This window comes from Methanomassiliicoccales archaeon, from assembly GCA_014361295.1.
Lineage (GTDB): Archaea > Thermoplasmatota > Thermoplasmata > Methanomassiliicoccales > JACIVX01 > JACIVX01.
The window spans coordinates 918,354-937,580 of record JACIVX010000001.1 but is presented as its reverse complement, the minus strand read 5'-3'; the positions used below and the strand labels follow the sequence as shown (position 1 = coordinate 937,580).

The 19,227-nt window shown below is 45.9% G+C and carries 17 protein-coding genes, 2 tRNA genes and 1 pseudogene; 11 read left to right on the top strand and 9 right to left on the bottom strand.

Annotated elements, in window-relative coordinates; all coding sequences use genetic code 11:
* Position 1: 1 nt before the first annotated feature.
* The 3 genes from H5T41_04690 (at position 2) to H5T41_04680 (ending at position 695) form a co-directional block, all read left to right on the top strand.
* Complete coding sequence (locus H5T41_04690) at positions 2-403, top strand: 30S ribosomal protein S9 (protein ID MBC7108068.1); 402 nt, start codon at positions 2-4, stop codon at positions 401-403.
* Positions 404-410: 7 nt separating this feature from the next.
* Positions 411-602 (top strand): DNA-directed RNA polymerase subunit N, encoded by a 192-nt coding sequence (locus H5T41_04685; protein ID MBC7108067.1) that lies wholly within the window; start codon positions 411-413, stop codon positions 600-602.
* Positions 603-622: 20 nt separating this feature from the next.
* A tRNA-Pro gene (locus tag H5T41_04680) sits at positions 623-695 on the top strand.
* 737 nt (positions 696-1,432) lie between these two features.
* Here the strand turns inward: H5T41_04680 and H5T41_04675 are convergent.
* Complete coding sequence (locus H5T41_04675) at positions 1,433-2,368, bottom strand: carboxypeptidase regulatory-like domain-containing protein (protein MBC7108066.1); 936 nt, start codon at positions 2,366-2,368, stop codon at positions 1,433-1,435.
* A gap of 1,359 nt (positions 2,369-3,727) precedes the next feature.
* On the opposite strand from H5T41_04675, the gene H5T41_04670 reads away from it, so the two are divergent.
* Positions 3,728-3,955, top strand: coding sequence for a hypothetical protein (locus H5T41_04670; protein MBC7108065.1), 228 nt, complete (start codon positions 3,728-3,730; stop codon positions 3,953-3,955).
* 286 nt (positions 3,956-4,241) lie between these two features.
* Here H5T41_04670 and H5T41_04665 read toward each other — a convergent pair whose 3' ends face one another.
* From H5T41_04665 to H5T41_04645, 5 genes are all read right to left on the bottom strand, one after another.
* Positions 4,242-4,937: a hypothetical protein gene (locus tag H5T41_04665; GenBank protein MBC7108064.1), complete on the bottom strand. Its 696-nt coding sequence runs from the start codon at positions 4,935-4,937 to the stop codon at positions 4,242-4,244.
* Complete coding sequence (gene acs, locus H5T41_04660; GenBank protein ID MBC7108063.1) at positions 4,934-6,910, bottom strand: acetate--CoA ligase; 1,977 nt, start codon at positions 6,908-6,910, stop codon at positions 4,934-4,936. Before acs ends, H5T41_04665 begins: the two co-directional genes overlap by 4 nt.
* A gap of 540 nt (positions 6,911-7,450) precedes the next feature.
* On the bottom strand, positions 7,451-7,831 hold the full coding sequence (locus H5T41_04655; protein MBC7108062.1) for a hypothetical protein: 381 nt from the start codon (positions 7,829-7,831) through the stop codon (positions 7,451-7,453).
* Positions 7,832-7,915: 84 nt separating this feature from the next.
* Positions 7,916-9,235 (bottom strand): NAD(P)/FAD-dependent oxidoreductase, encoded by a 1,320-nt coding sequence (locus H5T41_04650; GenBank protein ID MBC7108061.1) that lies wholly within the window; start codon positions 9,233-9,235, stop codon positions 7,916-7,918.
* Positions 9,207-9,740, bottom strand: a complete 534-nt coding sequence (locus H5T41_04645) for a 4Fe-4S dicluster domain-containing protein (protein MBC7108060.1) — start codon at positions 9,738-9,740, stop codon at positions 9,207-9,209. The genes H5T41_04650 and H5T41_04645 overlap by 29 nt, the downstream gene beginning before the upstream one ends.
* A gap of 275 nt (positions 9,741-10,015) precedes the next feature.
* Here H5T41_04645 and cysK point away from each other — a divergent pair, with 275 nt between their 5' ends.
* The 3 genes from cysK to H5T41_04630 all read left to right on the top strand — a co-directional run bounded on the left by cysK (position 10,016) and on the right by H5T41_04630 (position 12,367).
* A complete protein-coding gene (gene cysK, locus H5T41_04640) occupies positions 10,016-10,942 on the top strand; it encodes a cysteine synthase A (protein ID MBC7108059.1) in 927 nt (308 codons plus the stop codon).
* Positions 10,943-10,957: 15 nt separating this feature from the next.
* The gene (locus tag H5T41_04635; protein ID MBC7108058.1) at positions 10,958-12,085 is read left to right on the top strand and encodes a M20/M25/M40 family metallo-hydrolase; all 1,128 of its coding nucleotides are present in this window, start codon (positions 10,958-10,960) and stop codon (positions 12,083-12,085) included.
* A gap of 84 nt (positions 12,086-12,169) precedes the next feature.
* Complete coding sequence (locus H5T41_04630) at positions 12,170-12,367, top strand: DUF2116 family Zn-ribbon domain-containing protein (GenBank protein ID MBC7108057.1); 198 nt, start codon at positions 12,170-12,172, stop codon at positions 12,365-12,367.
* A 23-nt stretch (positions 12,368-12,390) separates the two neighbouring features.
* Here H5T41_04630 and folP read toward each other — a convergent pair whose 3' ends face one another.
* The 3 genes from folP to larA form a co-directional block, all read right to left on the bottom strand.
* Positions 12,391-13,287, bottom strand: a complete 897-nt coding sequence (folP, locus tag H5T41_04625; GenBank protein ID MBC7108056.1) for a dihydropteroate synthase — start codon at positions 13,285-13,287, stop codon at positions 12,391-12,393.
* A 293-nt stretch (positions 13,288-13,580) separates the two neighbouring features.
* Positions 13,581-14,690: a (Fe-S)-binding protein gene (locus H5T41_04620; GenBank protein ID MBC7108055.1), complete on the bottom strand. Its 1,110-nt coding sequence runs from the start codon at positions 14,688-14,690 to the stop codon at positions 13,581-13,583.
* A complete protein-coding gene (gene larA, locus H5T41_04615) occupies positions 14,683-15,933 on the bottom strand; it encodes a nickel-dependent lactate racemase (GenBank protein ID MBC7108054.1) in 1,251 nt (416 codons plus the stop codon). Before larA ends, H5T41_04620 begins: the two co-directional genes overlap by 8 nt.
* 486 nt (positions 15,934-16,419) lie before the next feature.
* Here larA and H5T41_04610 point away from each other — a divergent pair.
* From H5T41_04610 to H5T41_04595, 4 genes and pseudogenes are all read left to right on the top strand, one after another.
* Positions 16,420-17,007 (top strand): annotated as a pseudogene (locus H5T41_04610) (30S ribosomal protein S3ae).
* A 165-nt stretch (positions 17,008-17,172) separates the two neighbouring features.
* Positions 17,173-17,280 (top strand) — tRNA-Met (locus H5T41_04605).
* Positions 17,281-17,673: 393 nt separating this feature from the next.
* Positions 17,674-18,900 (top strand): ArsA family ATPase, encoded by a 1,227-nt coding sequence (locus H5T41_04600; protein MBC7108053.1) that lies wholly within the window; start codon positions 17,674-17,676, stop codon positions 18,898-18,900.
* Complete coding sequence (locus H5T41_04595) at positions 18,872-19,135, top strand: hypothetical protein (GenBank protein ID MBC7108052.1); 264 nt, start codon at positions 18,872-18,874, stop codon at positions 19,133-19,135. Before H5T41_04600 ends, H5T41_04595 begins: the two co-directional genes overlap by 29 nt.
* The last annotated feature ends 92 nt before the right edge of the window (positions 19,136-19,227 follow it).

The following is a 19,227-nucleotide window of genomic DNA, read 5'->3' as shown; positions in this document are numbered from 1 at the left end:
GATGGCCGATATCGTCAATACAACTGGTAAAAGGAAATCCGCAATTGCACGAGCCGTCATTAGAAAGGGCTCAGGTAATGTAAGGATCAACAGTATACCTCTCAGCATCTATTCGCCAGAGATGGCCCGATTGAAGATCATGGAACCCTTGGTGCTTGCTGGAGAGAGAGCGTCGACAGTTGATATCGACGTCAACGTTCAAGGCGGTGGTGTCATGGGACAGGCCGAGGCGTCAAGGACAGCGATCGCGAAAGCTCTTGTCCAGTTTTTTGAGGATGAGGAGCTTGCGAAGATGTTTAAGCAGTACGATCGCGCTCTGCTCATCAGCGATCCTCGAAGGAAACTACCGAAGAAACCGCTCGGACGCGGCGCAAGAAAGAAGCGGCAAAAATCGTATAGGTGAAGAAAATATGATCATACCAGTAAGATGTTTTACTTGTGGAAAGGTGATTGGCAGCCTTTATCAGACATTTGTGAGGAGAGTCCAGCTGGGCGAGGATCCGAAGCAGGTGCTTGACGATCTCGGTGTGAAGCGCTACTGCTGCCGGCGGATGATCATTTCGCACGCGGAACTGATCGACGAAATTATCCCGCTCGGATGAAACTCTTTCATTTTTCCGATGGGTCCGTGGGGTAGCTTGGAATCCTCCCAGCTTGGGGTGCTGGTGACTCCAGTTCAAATCTGGACGGACCCATTTTAAACATATCCAGTGAACTCGTCTCTGATTCCGATAACGTGTTTTTCGTCCATCCAGATTGGAGTGTCTCTCCGCGCCTCCGTCAGCTGCTAACCCACGCGACCACGCTCGATACGTACGATGCAGCGAATTAATTGCACTTCGATCCGAACTTTGTTAAAATCCAAGATAATGACACTAAATCTGATAACAGATGACGCAGATAGAAAAGACAAGAAGTGTTTTCCCTAGTATTATCACGGTATATCTAATCAAATTTCAGGGGCCATTCTTAGTGCTCTTGTGTTCAATGGATGTGGATGGATTATCAGAATTCGCCCATCTGATATTTTACGAACCGCTCTTCTCGGTGGAATTCATTTAACAATTTTGTGAGAATGGAGCGGGAATAAATACATATCATGATGAGAAAGTATATGTTCACTCAAGTGCCGATGCAGACGATCAGTGAAAAAATCCAGACACCTCAACTACTTCCTTTGGAACATTACTTCCATTTGATAGGAACCAAATAACCCGCGATTTCGCCGAATGGTGGAGCGAAATGAAAGATGAGAGAACCGAATTTTGAGAACTGCTCCGATCTTGTCGATCGAGTAGTGGTTACTTAGAGCAGTCGATCGGATAGACGTGGGAGATTAAGTACGCATGATGCAAACTGAACTGTTCACGAAAACCTGTATAGGCATTCCTAATGGAATCCCAGTGTTGAAGAATTCACGGCTCAACTCGCATCAGCTTATCTCCCACACATGGGGAAATCCAGCACTATCGATATGTATTGCATATACATGAAGCGCGGTATCAGTGTTTTCTAAATGGAGCGCAAGGACAGGTCCTTTACTGGAAGGGTAAATAAGCTCAACAATCGGAACAAAGGTAAAAGAATTCCCGAGGATGTCCAAGGAAAGCACTGGCCTGAGTTTCTCGGGTAAAATTGCCTGACTTGTAGGAAAACTCGTTACATTTAAGACGTTTTCCGAATGAACGAAACGTATGTTGCAAGGAACCTCTTCAGGACTTAAGAAATCCGCGAGACCAGGCCCGCACCATGAGGTAATAACTTGCGTAGCATAGCAGTTCCAAGGTTTTCCTGGTGTATCATAATACTCGCCACTAAACTCTACTAGCACCCGATAAAGCAATTGGTAATTCGTGGCATAAGTCCCTCCAAAAGGGTACTGGAACCTGAGGTCCCTGCCTTTGTGGGCGTAGTCGTGGATGAGGACTTCCCCTTTTGGCGAAGGCGAAAACTCAAATTTGGTAAGCATCGATGTATGGTTTAGATCGACGGTAGCGAAGATGCCCACAATCGTCACATAGATTTGTTGATTCTTGGTCAACTCAAAATCGAATTCGCGTAAAGAGGTACCTGGATAAATTACAGTGAGATTTCTTAGATGGATCCAGTAACCCTCGGCCATAGCCATGATTGTATGGCGTCCGTATCCTCTAACTGCAATCGAGTAACGACCAGAGTCGTCAGTCAGCGTCGAGGAGGGATGAACCACACCCTTGGAGATCACTTTCGCGGCTTTAATTGGATACCCATCCTCATCCCTGACTACTCCAGAAACAATAATTTGGGGGAAGAACAGTAATGAAAAAACGATTGATGAAATGAGTAATAAGATTAAGAAAGCGACAACCACCTTTCTTTTCGCGGGCATTGATTATTATTATAAATGTCAGAATAATTAGATTTTTCGAGCCAATTTGTGTCCATGCATTTTGTGTTATATTTAGTTGCAATCCAATTCCGTTGACCTGATCAGTCATCTAGGGCGATCTCAGGACCACAGATGCCTTTGTGAGAAAGGTATCATTTTTTCGACCTCGGTAATGGGGTTTGAATATACTTATCCAAATTGGCCAACAGCAATTGCCATGATATGGAGGATGATATGCATTGAAAAGCGTCTATTATGTGTCGATTATGGACTCTGGGGGTCGATTCTTTATTCTCGTGCATTGTCCGCTCCCATTGTAACTGATCATGATCTGGCATACTGCCAGTCTTGTTATCTTTGTTTGTAAAGCCGTCATATGCATTGAATTGCTGGAGAGAGAACAACAAATCGAAGTGGGATTCGGCTAACGACTCCGCGAACATATTCCCATCCCATCAAGAAACATTGCCTAATAATAAAGGATGGATTGACACCTAAATGTAAATTCCTGCTTGAATCACACTATCCAAATACTAACTTCATCATTTGTTATTTCCTTTTTTCCTGATACAGGTCATCATCCAAAGCCAAGAGTTATTTTATTCTTCGACTTTCGATGACAATCCTGTAGGCAACTGGTAGCTTTTACCGCTTGATATTCTGCGTCCTTCCATTGAATATAAACCCTGATCGCAATTAATTTGAGGGTAGAACCCAGCATCATTTCTTATCGTATTCTCATCTGATTATTGGGATGGTCTCCAAGCAGCAAGAAAAGATGCTAGACAAAGGGTGAACAAATTGCGACTTATAGTAGTGATAAATCCTGGTATTCTTGGCAATGAAAGGGCTGAATAATAAATGAAAGGATTTGAAACTGCTATCGGAGGATCGATCGCAAAGTAAATGCTATGCCGATAAGAATTGTTTGTAGAGTAATAAGAGGCAATCAAGGTGAGAGTGCGAACACCCGCGAGCGAGAAAACGATTAAAAACTCTGCAAAGCCGAAATCCTTCAGAAATCGCTTTTGAGTTGGCAAATCAAATGCACCGCGGTGTCGTTACAGCGATGACAAATCGATTCTTGAGCGGGAATAGGGCCGTTCGATGAGACAATTCTGATGAGAGTATGGACAAAAATGATACACTGCACGCGATGTGCAAATGGTAAACGCTTCAATCATCCACATAATGATCATCACCGAATCATCGCTAATCAGGTTCCGCAAGTACGTTCCTCTCTTTTAGCACATTGATTTTTATAAGAAGTCCAGTTGCACTGCCTGGCACTATTCCGAGGTCAGGCAAGATCATTTATATGTGATGTTGTAATGACAAGATCACAGGTAGGTGATAAGGGTGAAAAGCCTCGGTGATTATTTTGATGAGATAAGCGAAGATCTAGATGAGATCCTTGAAAGCATCGAGAAGGCAATCGATCTGATTGAAGAGGGCAGAAGCAAGCGAGCGCTGAGTATTCTTGCTGAAGCAAGAGATGCCCTCGAAGAATTGCTCGGTTACGAAGAAATCGAGGAAGAGGAGTACGAGGAAGAAGACGAAGAGGACGAAGATGAAGAGGAGGAATGATCAGTTTCCTTATCCTCTTCGCAATAACTATCAAAGAAAGAGATCTTATTTCTATTCGTGGTTTTTTCATTCCACCGTAAGCGATTTGGTGAACAGCAACAGTCAAGATTTGAATCAAAGTCAGGAGGTTTTCACCAGATGGGGTGATATAGCTCATTCATTAATAGATCGGCTCCTAAGATCATGAACGATCGTCTAAAATTTCCTAGCTTGATGATGGCGTCGACGATCCTCTTATATTCCGCTACTTGCTTGGCTCTTTTATTGTTCTCGCTAATCGCAAGACCTAGCTTTCGCTTCTCATCGCCCCGCTGAGATGAATGTCTTCATCAGTGAGGTAAGAACCAAACGCGTAGGTATCTTTGATCTCATCCGTCATCCAGGAAGGTGCATAAAGAAGGGCCCTTTGGAACATCTGCCACTCCTCGGACGATATGAGAAGTTTGGATCGTTTGATTGGGAAGATCTTCACTTCCTCAACGCCTTCGATTCCTGCGAAATTTTTAATCATAAATTCTTTCACACTCTTTTGCGACTCAGAGACGACGGAGGCGAGTACATCAAAATCTCCGAGGAGGAAAGCCACAAATGCGATGAAAGTGTTCGGGGCGGGTTGCGTCTCAAGCACTTTTTTGTACACCGCATAATAATCTTTCGGTTTCGTTCTTAACATGATACTGTATCGCTTCGCTCTTTTCACCTTTGTCTTCGGTGTCGGCAAGAAAGCCAATTTAAGCAACGGAAATGTCCTCGTATCTACAATTTGCTCGCATGAGCCTATATCCTCGACAAGTAGATCACCGATATTTTCAGGTTCATCAGCTTGGACAAAAAGGGAAATAAATCTCGCTCTCGTTTGCATTGACATAAAAAGAGGCTTGATTTTCTTTTTAGGGTGGCTAGACATTTTTTCCTCGATGAATTTCCAAATTCTTTCCGCGTCATTTTTATCCTTCGGAAACAATCTTATTAAAACGATCATTTTATCAACTCCTTTCTCGCCGCGATCAATTTTTCAACCACAGAAGGATCAGCAAGCGTCGTCGTATCACCGAGATCTTCAACGGTTCCCGCGGCAATTTTCCTCAGGATTCGTCTCATGATCTTTCCGCTGCGAGTTTTCGGAAGAGCCGAGGCGAACTGAATGATCTCTGGTGCCGCAATCGGGCCAACCTGTTGCCTCACGTGTAAAATCAACTCCTTTTTCAACTCTTCCGACTCCCTCACACCTGCTTTAAGCGTGACGAACGCGAAGATCGCCTCACCTTTGATTGGATGCGGAATCGGTACCACAGCCGCTTCTGCAACATCCTTGTGGCTGACGAGGGCGCTCTCAACTTCTGCCGCTCCTATTCTGTGACCAGACACCTTGATAACATCATCGACCCTTCCAACGATCCAGATGTCGCCATCCTCATCCCTTCTTGCACCGTCGCCGGTGAGATACACACCAGGAAAGCGCGACCAATAGATTTCCTTGAAACGTTCATGTTGTCCATAGACCGTCCGCATGATCCCTGGCCATGGTTTTTTGATCACAAGATATCCACCCTCGTTGACATCGGCCTCCGTTCCATCTTCGCGTAGGATCGCTGGTTCAATTCCGAAGAAGGGTTTCGTCGCACATCCGGGTTTCAGTATTGTAGCGCCAGGAAGTGGCGTAATGAGAATTCCTCCCGTTTCGGTCTGCCACCAGGTGTCGACGATTGGACATCGCCCGCCACCAATCACGTTGTAGTACCACATCCAAGCTTCGGGGTTGATCGCCTCGCCAACAGACCCCAACAACCGCAGGCTCGATAAATCTCTCGATTTCGGCCAGTGATCGCCCTCCCTCATCAAAGCCCTGATAGCGGTCGGCGCCGTGTAAAAAATGTTTACACGGAATTTTTCGATAATTCGCCAGTAGCGATCAACCTGCGGATATGTGGGAATGCCCTCAAACATAACCGTCGTTGCACCTGCTGCAAGGGGTCCGTAAACGATGTAGCTATGTCCCGTGATCCATCCGATATCCGCAGTGCACCAGTAGGTGTCTTCTTCGTGGTAATCAAAGATCCATTTGAATGTCAAGAGGACGTACAGAAGGTAACCGCCCGTTGTATGAAGAACGCCCTTCGGTTTTCCAGTCGATCCGCTTGTGTAGAGAATAAAGAGAGGATCCTCCGCATCCATTATCTCTAATGGGCAATCTGCAGATGCGTTTTCCATGACCTCGTGCCACCAGAAATCACGACCCTCTTTCATTTCCACCGGAATTCCTGATCTTTTGACGACGATGACACTCTTTACATAATCCTCTTTTGCTATCGCGAGATCCCCGTTAGCCTTCAGCGCAACGAGCTTTCCGCCTCTGTATGTGCCATCAGCCGTGATCAACATTTTGCATCGGCTGTCTCGAATTCGATCCTTGAGCGATTCGGAACTGAACCCCCCAAAAATCACGCTGTGCACAGCACCGATCCTGGCACATGCAAGCATTGCGATTGGCAATTCAGGAATCATCGGCAGATAAATCGCGACGCGATCCCCTTTTTTGATCCCCCTCGCCTTGAGAACATTCGCGAACTTACAGACTTCTGTTAATAATTGCTGGTACGTGAAACCCCTGACATCATTTTCCGGCTCTCCCTGCCAGATGATTGCAGCCTTGTTTTTTCTCCAGGTTTTGACATGCCGATCAAGACAATTATACGAAGCGTTGAGTTTCGCGCCTTTGAACCATTCGATCTTGATGTTCTCGGCATCCCATTCAAAAACTTTTGTCCATGGCGATATCCAGTCGATTTCTTTTGCCCATTTTTCCCAGAAAGCTTCGGGGTTTTCAATCGACTCCTTGTACATCTGGTTGTATATTTCAATGCTGCCGATATGCGCTTTTTGAGAAAATTCTTTTGGTGGCGGGAACCGCCTCCGCTCCTCCATCACACTTTCGATGATCTTAGCTTCGCTCATTCAATACCCCCAATTCAACTCCTGATCGCACATGAAAGTTGCATGAAATTATGCTCTGCGGTTTTTACACCTGATGGAATTTTTCGTATTTATGAATCTCGGAGCCCCGCTAATTTTTGGTTGAGATCGGAGGGATGTCTGAATTTGCCAGCATATCTGGGCATTCTAAAGAAATTAGGATTTTCTGAATTTTTGCATGTAACCACTTTCAGCAATTTGCAAACAAATTGTGTCGGGGTTTTGAAATGTTATAATTTCAAAAAATGCAGAGTTTTATTTAAAAAATTGATCGCAAGAAAAAATGAAGGTTTGATGATTCAAAACAGAAAAACTTTTCCTCATCGCTTCTTGATTAAACCTTATCAAATAAGGCACATTGTTTGAATAGCATAGAGATGAGAAAAAGGCGGCGAGAGAATTACAACTACGTCTGATTAGGTCTGTTCGAAATTGACATCATCAATAGTGTGCATTTTTTGTTGGAATTCCAATCCGCAAATTCTTTCTAAAATTAACCGCTAAAATTCTGATGATACAACGTTACCGAGTTGATTGCACTTCTCGTTCCTGATCAGAAAATCTTCTCCGATAAACGTCTTCTTCCTCTTCGGAAGTTAGAACAATGCGATATTCTTGTGGGATGCCGTCGACCTCAATAACGGGGACTTTCAGACTCGACCGGACTTTTTCAATGAACTCCTTGAAAAATTGCAGGTCGTCAGGACCGATACTTTCTGGGAATTTAATGTAGAATGCGTGGACCTCTTTCGCTGCATCGAACCAGTAATTGACCTCGGCGGATTCGAGCAATTCGATAAACCTCTCCTTATTCTTTCTTCTCTTCGATAATTCGATCATTCTCTTTTTCCAAACATCCCCGGATCTCACGACGGTAGTCTCAACGCCGAGCACTTTCCACATGTTTATCGCGGATGCTCTGGGAATAAATAAATCTGTTGAGCAAATGCCATCTGGTCTCAATGTCAACCAACTTTCTTGTTTCTTTCAGGCGGTGGCGAAATAGCTTGTGTCTTTTATCAAGCCCTCTCCGAGCACCTTGGCGTAATCGAAGTCTTCCCTCAACAGAAGCTCCTTAATCTTCGATACGTTCGCTCTCCTCTTGATAAGCCCAGCAAAGACCCCAGCCGCCTCTACCTCGCCAATGCAAATCGCACCGACGATCACACCGTCTTTCAAGACGATCTTCCTGTAGAACTTTTTCTCGGGAATCGAACGGCTGATAATTTCATAGCCATGATCCTTCCCACGGGGTCTTGTAAAGCCAACGGCGATCGACGCAAGGCCGAACAGATCAACCGAGTTCATCGCGATGCCACCAGCGTATTCAACATCACGACCCGCCATGTTTTGACCGGCGATGCATCCCTGCTCAACGGCATTAGGCCAGATCGCATGAATGTATCTTTCCCCGGTGATAAAGTCTTTTGCCTCAGCAACATCGCCAGCCGCGTAGATATTCGGGACACTCGTCCTCATGTGGGTATCGACGAGAATGCCATAATCAGTGTCGATGCCCGCATCCTTAGCTAGACCGATGTTCGGACGAACGCCTTTTGCGAATATGACGATATCGCATGTTAATGTCTGTCCCGTCGAAAGCCGAACCGCCTCAACCTTCTTGTTGCCGATAATTTCCTCGACATTGGTCTCTGTCATGACCTTGATACCGTTTTCTTCTAGCTGTTTTCTCAGTATTTCCGCACCATCTCTGTCCATCGTCTGCGACATGATCTGAGGTGATGTCACAATAACCCAAACTTCAACCCCCTTTGCATGGAGCGCATCTGCCGCCTTGAGACCTACGAGACCACCACCCATCACGACCGCTCTTTTGCCAGGTGCAGCTGCTTCAGAGATGCGTCTCGCGTCTTCGTAAGTTCTCAAAACAAAAACGCCGGGTTTGTTGTTGCCTGGGATATCGTAGATGACGGGCGAGGCGCCAGTGGCGATCATAAGCGACGAGTAACCAATTCTTGTTCCATCATCGAGTACAATGTGGTTGTCTTCGGGAAGAATCTTCACAACCTTCTTTCCGAGTATCGGTGTGACGTTTTTCTTCGCGTAGTAATCTTTCGGGCGGAACAGAATCTTTTCATCATCGACGACGCCAGCAATGTAGTACGATGTTAGGCAGCGAGAATACGTATGCATCTTTTCCTCGGAGATGACTGCGATGCTTCCCTCTTTGTCGACCTTTCTGATTCCTTCCACGCATCCGATACCCGCTGCACTGTTCCCTATGATCACATATTTGTATTGAGCGTCTAGATTCATTTCAACCAGACCCCTCTGCGATACTTTCATTCTGCCGCTCTGATTTCTCGCCGACAATACAAACGATCGCGCCCGTCTTGCACGCCTCGACGCATGCTGGCGTGTCTCTGTGGAGGCAAAGATCGCATTTCACGATGATTTTATTCTCCAAATCCCTTTTGATAGCTCCGTAGGGGCACGCCATGATGCACATCCAGCATCCCACACACTTGTCAGGATCGTGAATCACAGCGCCCTCTTCATTCTTAATCAAAGCACCAGACATGCACGCTTCGACGCATTTTGGATCATCGCAGTGCCTGCATCTGATTGGATATGCTTTTCCTGTTGTGATTGCCGTTTTCGATTTCCCTTTTCTCGGTCTCATTTCAGGGGCATCGGTCGGGTTGGTCAATCCAGTTCTTATCGAAATTCGCGAGAGCGCTTTCCTGGTATCTGCAGTGATCCGTTCACCACTCTTCGAAGGAGAATGTTCACGCGCGCACGCAATTTCGCAGGACCTGCACCCAATGCATTTATCGAGCTTCACGATAATCTTCTTTTTCAAGCAGAGATACCTCCTTCTGCGAGCGGAATCTGCCTTCCTGAGTCAGGAATTTTGGCAAGGTTAATTAATATTGTTGTCTTTAACACTTTCGCGACGAAATATCGCCGTCGTATACAAATTTCGCAATCTTTGATCGAAATTCGAATCGTGAAAAATTAGATTATGAGTTATTTTTCGGTAATGGTCTTCATGGCATTTAGTAATATACCGGACGTTATTCAAGAGGAAATAGCATTCGGGTCTGTAAGGGAATCGTGGTAGTGATGAAAGTCGTCAGTAACATTCTCGAATTACGGGGCAATACGCCGATGATAAAACTGAATAGAATTGTGTCACCCGGTTTTGCAACTATCTATGCAAAACTCGAATATTTTAATCCAACTGGTAGCGTCAAAGATCGGATTGCCGCGTATATGATAGAGGAAGCCGAAAAACGTGGTGAGCTCAAGCCAGGTTACCGAATTGTTGAGGCGACAACTGGTAATACTGGAATTGCTTTTGCGCTAGCTGGTGCAATGAAAGGATATCGCGTGACCATCGTCATGCCCGAAGGTATGAGCGAGGAAAGAAAAAAAATTCTTCGAGCGCTCGGCGCCGAAATTATTTATACGCCTGGTTCGGAAACAGACGTCGATAAATGCATCAAAAAAGTCAGGGAGATCCAAAAATCGGACTCGCGGGTCTGGGTTCCAGGTCAATTCACATCGATGGATAACGTTTTGGCGCATGAAAAAACGACCGGACCTGAATGCGTTGAACAGGTCGGACGTGATATCAATGCCTTCGTCGCTGGCATAGGATCTGGTGGGACATTGATGGGCGTCGCAAGGTATTTCAGAAAAGAGGGGATCAACGCTGAAATCGTCGCGGTGGAGCCTGAGGAATGTTCTGTAATCAAGAAGGGTAAAAAGGGACCACACAGGATTGAGGGAATCGGCGATGGATTTATTCCGGAGATCGTCGACACGAACTTGATCACGAGAGTTGAGCTCGTTAGCGACAGGGAGGCGATCGAAATGGCAAGGAGGTTGGCGAAGGAGGAAGGGATTCTCTGCGGGATATCCGCGGGGGCAAACGTTACGGCTGCGCTCAGAATCGCCCAGGAGCTCGGGAGAGGTAAGAACGTGGTGACAATCATCCCTGACACAGGAATGCGTTATTTTTCAACTGATCTCTTCAAGGACGTGTGAACGATGATCAATCGCATGGAAATGGTGATAGATCTCCTGAAAAAATTGGTTTCGATCGACAGTGTTAATCCATGTCTTTCGCCAAAACATAGAGGCGAAGGTGAAATTGCCGATTTTGTTGCGGAACACCTGAGATTGATCGGTGCAGATGTAAGAACACAAGAGGTTGTTGACGGTAGGAAGAACGTGATCGGCGTAATTCGCGGGAGCGAAAGAGGCAGAAAATTGCTCGTTGTTGCGCATCTGGATACAGTCGGTGTAGATTCAATGATCATCCCCCCATTCAAGCCAGTGATCGCTGGTAACAGACTCTATGGAAGAGGCTCGGCCGATAACAAGGGTGGAATGGCGGCCGCAATCGAAGCTCTAAGATCGATTTCCCTCGATTGCAACTTCAAGGGAGAAGTGATCTTCGCAGGTACAGTTGACGAGGAGAATGAAGCGAAAGGGATCGAAAAACTCGTGTGGGAAATTGAAGCCGACGGGGCTATTGTCATTGAGCCAGTCGGTCTTAAGGTTGTGGTCGCCCATAAGGGATTCGCGTGGCAAGAGTTTAGGGTCATGGGAAGGGCGGCGCATGGAAGTGATTTCGCCAACGGCATCGATGCGATCTTCAGGACTCAGAGACTTCTTGTGGAGCTGATTAAAATGAATGATGAGTTGATGAAACACGCGCATCCCCTTCTCGGTCCCGCATCCTTGCACGCATCGCAAATTCACGGCGGCGAAGGGTGGTCGACCTATCCTGCTCAGTGTGTTTTGACTGTCGAAAGGAGAACATTACCTGGCGAAACAAAGCAGAAGGTCGAAAAAGAATTTCTCGCGATCGCAGATCGCCTTCTTGAAGAGGGAATTGACGTCGAGACGAAAATGCACTTTTTCCGCGTCGCAACGGAGATCTCGCCAAACGAAGTAATCGTGCAGTCTTTGCTAAAAGCGGCTTCAGACGCTGGTATTGATTGTTCAGTCTCTGGCATGTCTGCATGGCCTGAGGCGGGCGTGCTCAATCTTTCCGGTATTCCCTCGGTTGTCTTTGGTCCGAGTGGATGCAAAGGGCATGAATCGGATGAGTATGTAGAGCTCGACAGCGTTGTCAAATGCAGTGAGGTGCTCGAGAGAGCGATCAGGATTTTCCTTTCTTGATTCCTCTCGTCGCAAATTTAGCTTTCAACAATCTTAAGTCAACAATCTTAAGTATAGATCAAGCTTTTTCATCACTCGATAATCATGCCGCAACCATTACCGCCGCACACCCACTGCCTCAATTGCGACGACCCGATTCCAGAAGATCAAGATTTCTGCTCGGAAAAGTGCAAAGACTCTTATCAGGAAAGAATAAAGAAGGAAAGAAGGCGAATGATGTACTTTTACATCGTTGCAATCGTCGCGATCATAGGCATTGGCCTCATCAGTTCGATTGCGTGATCGCAAGATGTTATTCGTCAAATTCACCTCACAGAAAATCCAAGATTCTTTCTTATTCCGTAAATTGCATCGATAAGTTTGCAAACACGAACGGTCTCTTTCACATCATGTACCCTGACGATGTCCGCTCCATTGATCACAGAGACAGCAGCTGATGCTAATGATCCCTCGAGTCGCTCCTCCTTGGGCAGATCAAGGACCTTTCCTATGAAGGTTTTTCTCGAAGTGCCTACGAGGAGCGGGCGCCCAAGGCAGCGGAATTCTCTCAGTCTTCTGAGAATGTCGAGGTTGTGATGAACTTCTTTCCCGAAACCGATTCCTGGATCGATTATAATCTTATCCCTATCGATCCCGTTCTCCTCTGCTTCTCGGATCCGTCCTGCTAGAAACATCAAGATGTCGCCGACAACATCTTCATAAGCGATGTTCAGTTGCATCGTCTGTGGGTCTCCAAGCATGTGCATAATGATAACAGGAACGTCCAGTTCGCTTACTGTTCTCATCATTTCCCGATCTCTAAGGCCTGAAACATCGTTGACAATCTGCGCACCGATCTCGACGGCTTCTCTTGCGATTGAGGGTTTTCGTGTATCTATTGATATAGGAATGTCAATAGAAGGAATCACTTCTTCAAGAATTGGAATCACTCTTTCTCTTTCCACGGTCTCTGGAACTGGTGTTGAAAAAGGGCGTGTGGATTCACCGCCAATATCAATAATATCTGCCCCTTCGTCGACCATTTGGAATACCCTTTTGACTGCCGATTCCTTGCTGAGATACACACCGCCGTCAAAGAACGAATCAGGTGTAACGTTGAGAATACCCATGACGAGTGTTTTTTCGAAATTAAGCGATTGATTGGAAAGCTTGATCGGCTTCGTTGATGACGACCGATAATTCCTCAGTGCAGCGAGGATCATTTCGACCACAGGATAATCCTGATAATTCGAAAGATTCTTGTAAAAAGATGCGTCGCCAAAGACAAGATATCTTGTCCATTTCGAGGTGGTGCTCTTCCTGATGTCGCCGCCAGCATCTTCAATCAATTTCGATAGATTTTGTACTCTTTCGATTTCCTTTTCAGACTCGAGATATGTGAATATGAAGTCTTCAATCTCCTTCTCAGAAAGGAAAGGAGAATCGATTCTCAAACGTGACCATTCGTCGAGCGCTTCTTTATACGAGACAAAAGAACGAATACGAGCGATCATAATCAACCAGTAAGCAACGGATCGATGAATTCGACAAGATCGACGACTTCGACCTTTGCGCCATTCGATTCTTTACCAAGCCTGAGATTGTTCACGCAGAATGGGCACGCTGTAACGAGGAAATCAGCAAATTCCGCCTCATCGACTCTTCGCGCAGCGATCTTAGTTGAAAGATCAGGGAATGCTGACCTGACACCACCGCCACCGCCGCAACACCTCGCTATGTCTCTATTTCTTGGCATTTCTTTGTATATGAGATCGGGGATCATTGAGAGAACTTTTCTTGGAGGATCATAAACACCACAGTGCCTTCCTAGATGACATGGGTCATGATAGGTGACCTTCTTTTTCAATGGTTTGAGGTTGAGATCCTTGTCGGCAAGGAATTCGGAGATATGCTTGACTTTGAAATCAATGTCGACAAACTTTGGATATTCCTCTTTAAACATCCGATAGCAGCCTGCACACGAAAACACGACCTCGTCCACGCCAACACTCTCGATAGCTTTCACATTTTTTTCCATGAGTGAAATAAGATCCCCTTCCTTCCAACCAACTCTCTGCATGACGCTGCCACAGCAAACCTCATCGAGGAGGGTGAAATCCTCGCCAAGTTTTCTTAGAATCGATAGCGTCGCATTGGCGCTCTTCACATTTCTATAAGCCGAGGTGCAACCGATAAAATAGCCTATTTCTGCATTCCTGGGTCTCATGCCAAAGCGATCGATCACCCGATCCTTTTCCCCGTACGGATTACCGAATGAAATGATGTTGTTGATTATCTTACTGTGCTGTGGAAGTATGAATCCATTCGCCACGAGATCCTTTCTCGCGCTTTCAACAACTTCGACAACTTCAATGCTTGAGGGACATCTCCTCTCACAATCCTTGCAGGTCGTACATTGGAAAAGACTTTCGACGACGGATTGATCGGCGGGGATCTCCTTTTGCAGAAGGCCGTACGAAAGAATCATTCTCCCTCTTGCGACACTAGGGTCCCAGCCTATTCCTTCAAAGACAGGGCAAACGCTTTTGCAAAAGCCACAATAGGTGCAAGTCATAAGCGTCTTGAGCTCATTTTTCAGGTATTGTGCCTCGATCATCTCAGCCATGTTTATCAACCCTTGGTACGGTGACGCTACCATCCATCAGGATGAGGATCTTTGCATCCTTTTTCTCTCGGAGTGCAGCGTTGACAGCGGATTGTAGGCTATTAAAAGGCGTTATATTAGCCTTTCTGAGCATCTCAGGATCCAAATCGGTGACAGCGAAGATTTTAGATTTCAATAGAATCTCGGCGATTTTCGCGGTCTTGTGATATCCAAGTTTGTATTCTCTTGAAAGGTTCTCAAGAATTTTCTGCGGATCGGATGAGAATGAAAGTTGCTTGTAGAATGTATCATGCCCGATACCATGCCGGCACTGCGAGACCAGGACAATAATCCCCCCCTCCTTCAAAGCCCACTTGGCATTATCGAGCGCCTTTTGAGATTGATAAAGATCGACGTCCATAGGGAATGGAGCGACGGTCACAATGATATCAACCTTCATTTTGATCGGAACAACGAATACCTCATTTGCCCATTCAACGGCCTTTTCAAACGCTGCATTGATGTCGCCCGCTGCAGCCCGATAAATCCTTTGATGTCTGTCGAGAACGAGTTGAATCGAGAAAATCCTGCTGCGATCGATTGCCGATAATGCATCCATCATGTCTTCATGGACTGGATTTCCGGAAAGGACGAGGATCTGGGCCTCGGGTCGCATTGCGAGCTTGTGGTTCTGCTCGATAGTTTCATATGACGCAACTCCCGGGAAAAACGATTTTCTCCCACCCGTATAACCGGCAAAATAGTGCGGCTCAACACTCGTGATCACGATGAGGCGGTCTGCTTCAACAGCTATTTTGTTCACCCACATCTCCGTTCCATTTTTCGAACGACCAAGGCACACCATCTCGTCTTTTTGTGAATCATGTGCATGAATTTTCGCTCTGATTTTTTCGAGATGTTTACCGAAGATGAATCGATATTCCTCCTCTGTCGGCGCGCGATGACTTCCAGTTGCGATAAGGTATCTCGCGCTTTCAAGATCCATCAGCTCATCGAGGATATCCAGAACTCTGTGAGTCGGAGTTGGGCGTGTCGCATCATTGACGATGAAAACAATATTGTTTGCTCCCCTTAGAAACTCAGCCAGTGATGATGATTGAAGAGGATTCTCTATCGCTTCTTGAATGATTTTCCTCTCATCGCCGATGACGACCTCATTCGGATATAGCACACCCGCGAAATTTTCGTCTGGGATCTCGAGATGCTGCTTTCCATCTTTTCCGTATGGGACTGTTATTTTCATAGCTCGATCAGGAATAAATCATGAATCTACTAATAATGGTTTATCTCAAGCAGGCGGTCACATTGCCCCTTCCGATCGATCATTGTAAGGAAATTCGAAATAGGACTGGAGTTTCTCATCCAAGGAGACAAAACCAGCAAATGAGGATTTTCCCATTGAGCCTATCTTGATCAATGCCTCTTAAGTTGCAGATCGTTGGGAAAGGCAGCATACATCAAGAGACGCAAATGGATAACGAATGTGTCTATTATTGATTGTGTTGCTTCAGTTGTTTCATTTTACGTTGATATCTCAACGCTAGCTAATCAACTCTAGAAACGATCAATCGAATCTTCTTCCAGACATTCAGGCTGTAGGATCCAAGAGGCAAATCCCAGATCCAGCATTTCAAAATTTCCAAGCGCGGGCTGACCAGTCGGGAGGGGATTGGGAAACTTATTAATATAGAGACTCATTTCCGAACTTGTCTGAAAACGGAGGATATTAATGGTCACGAAAAAGGCTAAAGCAGCGACCAGAAAAGTCAAAGATCGATGGAAGGCGAAGGAGTGGTACAAGATTTACGCCCCTAAAATGTTCAATGAGATGCAGATCGGCGAAACGCCTTCTGCCGATCCCAGCTCACTCATCGGTAGGACAACAGAAGTGACAGTGCACGACCTCACTGGTGATTTCTCCAAGATGCATATCAAACTGAAATTCAAGATCAATGAGGTTAATGGTTTCGACGCAAGGACGATTTTCGTGGGACAGGATCTGACGAGCGACTATGTGAGACGACTGACCAGGCGACGAAGAACGAAAACGGATCACGTCGTCGACGCGAGAACGAAGGACGGATATCTCGTTCGCATCAAGCCGATGAGTGTGACTGAGAAACGCATCCAATCATCACAGGAAACAGCAATACGCGCAATAATGACGGAAACGATTCAAAAGCTTGCAGCAGACATGACGATGACGGATCTTGTCAAAGCGATCATTTCTGGCGACCTCGCAAAAGAACTGGCAAAAGCGAGCAAAGTCGTCGTGCCGATAAAACGGATGGAAATCCGGAGAACGGAAGTTCTCGAAATGGGAACGCCTCTACCAGAGGGTGCAGTTACGGCATCTTCGGCGGTCGAGAGTACCAACCCAGGAGGTGAAGGAGAGAGATCTGGAGAACCCCAAAAGACTTCCGCAACTCCTATGGAAGAGAAAATCGGCGACGACGTCGCCGGTGATCACCAGGAAACTCAAGCCGGGGTGGCTCAGCCTGGTGGAGCGTCGGACTCATAGGGCTTTGTTGGTTAATGATAACCCACCAGGGATATCCGAAGGTCACGGGTTCGAACCCCGTCCCCGGCATCACTGGATTGATTAATAGTACATAGTCATTTCTTTATTTTCGAATTTGCAGAGGTTCTGATCGTTTTTAGGGTCTAAGTGCATCTGTCATATGCGTTTGTGGTGATCGTCGGTAGAGATACTTTATCGTTTGCGATTTTCAATTCTGGCGATTTCAATACGATACATAAATATGATCGCAGAAATGCCAAACTGCTCGGTTATTGAGCAGAATGGCTTTATAAAATCTTGTAAGGGAAAGCGCCAGATTTAAAAGAAGATTTACGCACAAAGACATATGAAAAAAATGGCGATGATCAATCATCCCTACTTAAAGCCCGATTTTACCATGAAAAAAGCAAAGAGTAGGAAAACGATCACCAAACATTGAAATTGTCTTGGGGTTGAGAATCTTTGAGGGTCATCATCTATACTGGAAAAGGAGGCGTCGGCAAGACATCAGTGGCTGCAGCGACCGCACTGCGGTCTGCGAGACGCGGCTACAGGACAATCGTGATGAGCACTGATTCAGCTCATTCCCTTTCAGATTCGTTCGAGATTCAGCTTTCTGGAAGAATCAAACGAATCGAAGAGAATCTCGATGGTATCGAGGTTGACGTGCTTTACGAACTCGAACATAGGTGGAAGGAGATTCAGAAGTATCTTTCCGATTTTCTTGCCGCAGTCGGCGTCGAGGGAGTTGCGGCAAAAGAAATGGCAATATGGCCTGGTATGGATCTGATGTCTGCGCTCTTTTATCTTTGGGATTTTCAGAGGTCGAATGCATATGATGTTATCATCATCGATACCGCACCGACGGCAGACACACTAAGGTTACTGAGTTTTCCCGAAATTTCCAACTGGTATTTCGACAAGCTGTATCGCGCATTTCGAAACTTATTGAAAATTGCCAGGGTGACGGTCGGCAAAGTGATGAAAACGCCTTTGCCCTCTGAGGCGGTACTCAGCGACATTGACGAACTCAAAGAAAGAATGAAGGTCGTGAAAGAAATTCTCACGAATCCTGATATCACCTCGGTTCGGCTTGTTGTGAACCCTGAGAAAATGGTGATCAATGAGACAAAACGTGCCTTCACCTATCTTTGCCTTTATGATCTGACCGTCGAATGCCTTGTCGTCAATAAAATTTTGCCAGAATGTAACGAGGTGTATTTTAGGCAAAAGCTGGAAGAGCAGCGATGTTACATGGATCTGATCAACGAAGCCTTTAGCCCTTTGAAGATCCTCAGGGCGGTGCAGATGCCCACAGAGCTTGTCGGGATCAAAGCGCTCGAAGCGCTGGGTGACATGCTGTTTGGCGACGAAGATCCAACTGTCATTTATTCGCGGGAGAAGCCCATGGAAATCTTCGAAGAGAACGGCACTGAAACTCTTTCCTTAAAACTACCATTTTCAACGAAGGAGCAGGTAGAATTATATAAGGCCGAAGATTCATTAATCATTCAAGTCGGCGCCTATCGACGATCGATCACCCTACCGTACTCACTGATCAACAGGGAGGCGGATAGGGCGGAATTCAGAGACGGCCGGCTTCTTGTCAGGTTTAGGAGGCCTGTGCAGAATGACGGAGGAGAAGAAGGAGACAGAAGGGATGGACGAAAGTGTAAAGAAAATCAGTGAATCGATCTTTTCAAGGGAAGCACGTGATCATCTCGTGAGAGCAGGAACGGAGATTCTGCTCGCTCTTGATTCAATGATCCCGGAGTCAAAATTTCCACCTGAGGCACGAAGACATTATCTCGCCGCAAAACGTGAGTTTCTTCTTATGATCAAAAGTGTCATCGATGCAAATCTCCAGGTTATCGACAACATTCAGAAGAGAGAGCGCTCGATCAAGAAGATTGATGTTCAGTGAGTTTTATATTCCAATATCGCTCGCGTGTCGAGAATTTGGATATCATTATCAATTCTTCGTCAATCGTAATGTATAATCAATCTTATTATTAG

Excerpts from the sequence above, each read along its gene's own strand:
- H5T41_04690 (MBC7108068.1), top strand. The coding sequence starts at position 2 with ATGGCCGATATCGTCAATACAACTGGTAAAAGGAAATCCGCAATTGCA.
- H5T41_04685 (MBC7108067.1), top strand. The coding sequence starts at position 411 with ATGATCATACCAGTAAGATGTTTTACTTGTGGAAAGGTGATTGGCAGC.
- H5T41_04675 (MBC7108066.1), bottom strand. The coding sequence starts at position 2,368 with ATGCCCGCGAAAAGAAAGGTGGTTGTCGCTTTCTTAATCTTATTACTC.
- H5T41_04665 (MBC7108064.1), bottom strand. The coding sequence starts at position 4,937 with ATGATCGTTTTAATAAGATTGTTTCCGAAGGATAAAAATGACGCGGAA.
- acs (MBC7108063.1), bottom strand. The coding sequence starts at position 6,910 with ATGAGCGAAGCTAAGATCATCGAAAGTGTGATGGAGGAGCGGAGGCGG.
- H5T41_04655 (MBC7108062.1), bottom strand. The coding sequence starts at position 7,831 with ATGTGGAAAGTGCTCGGCGTTGAGACTACCGTCGTGAGATCCGGGGAT.
- H5T41_04650 (MBC7108061.1), bottom strand. The coding sequence starts at position 9,235 with ATGAAAGTATCGCAGAGGGGTCTGGTTGAAATGAATCTAGACGCTCAA.
- cysK (MBC7108059.1), top strand. The coding sequence starts at position 10,016 with ATGAAAGTCGTCAGTAACATTCTCGAATTACGGGGCAATACGCCGATG.
- H5T41_04635 (MBC7108058.1), top strand. The coding sequence starts at position 10,958 with ATGGAAATGGTGATAGATCTCCTGAAAAAATTGGTTTCGATCGACAGT.
- H5T41_04630 (MBC7108057.1), top strand. The coding sequence starts at position 12,170 with ATGCCGCAACCATTACCGCCGCACACCCACTGCCTCAATTGCGACGAC.
- folP (MBC7108056.1), bottom strand. The coding sequence starts at position 13,287 with ATGATCCTCGCTGCACTGAGGAATTATCGGTCGTCATCAACGAAGCCG.
- H5T41_04620 (MBC7108055.1), bottom strand. The coding sequence starts at position 14,690 with ATGGCTGAGATGATCGAGGCACAATACCTGAAAAATGAGCTCAAGACG.
- larA (MBC7108054.1), bottom strand. The coding sequence starts at position 15,933 with ATGAAAATAACAGTCCCATACGGAAAAGATGGAAAGCAGCATCTCGAG.
- H5T41_04595 (MBC7108052.1), top strand. The coding sequence starts at position 18,872 with ATGGACGAAAGTGTAAAGAAAATCAGTGAATCGATCTTTTCAAGGGAA.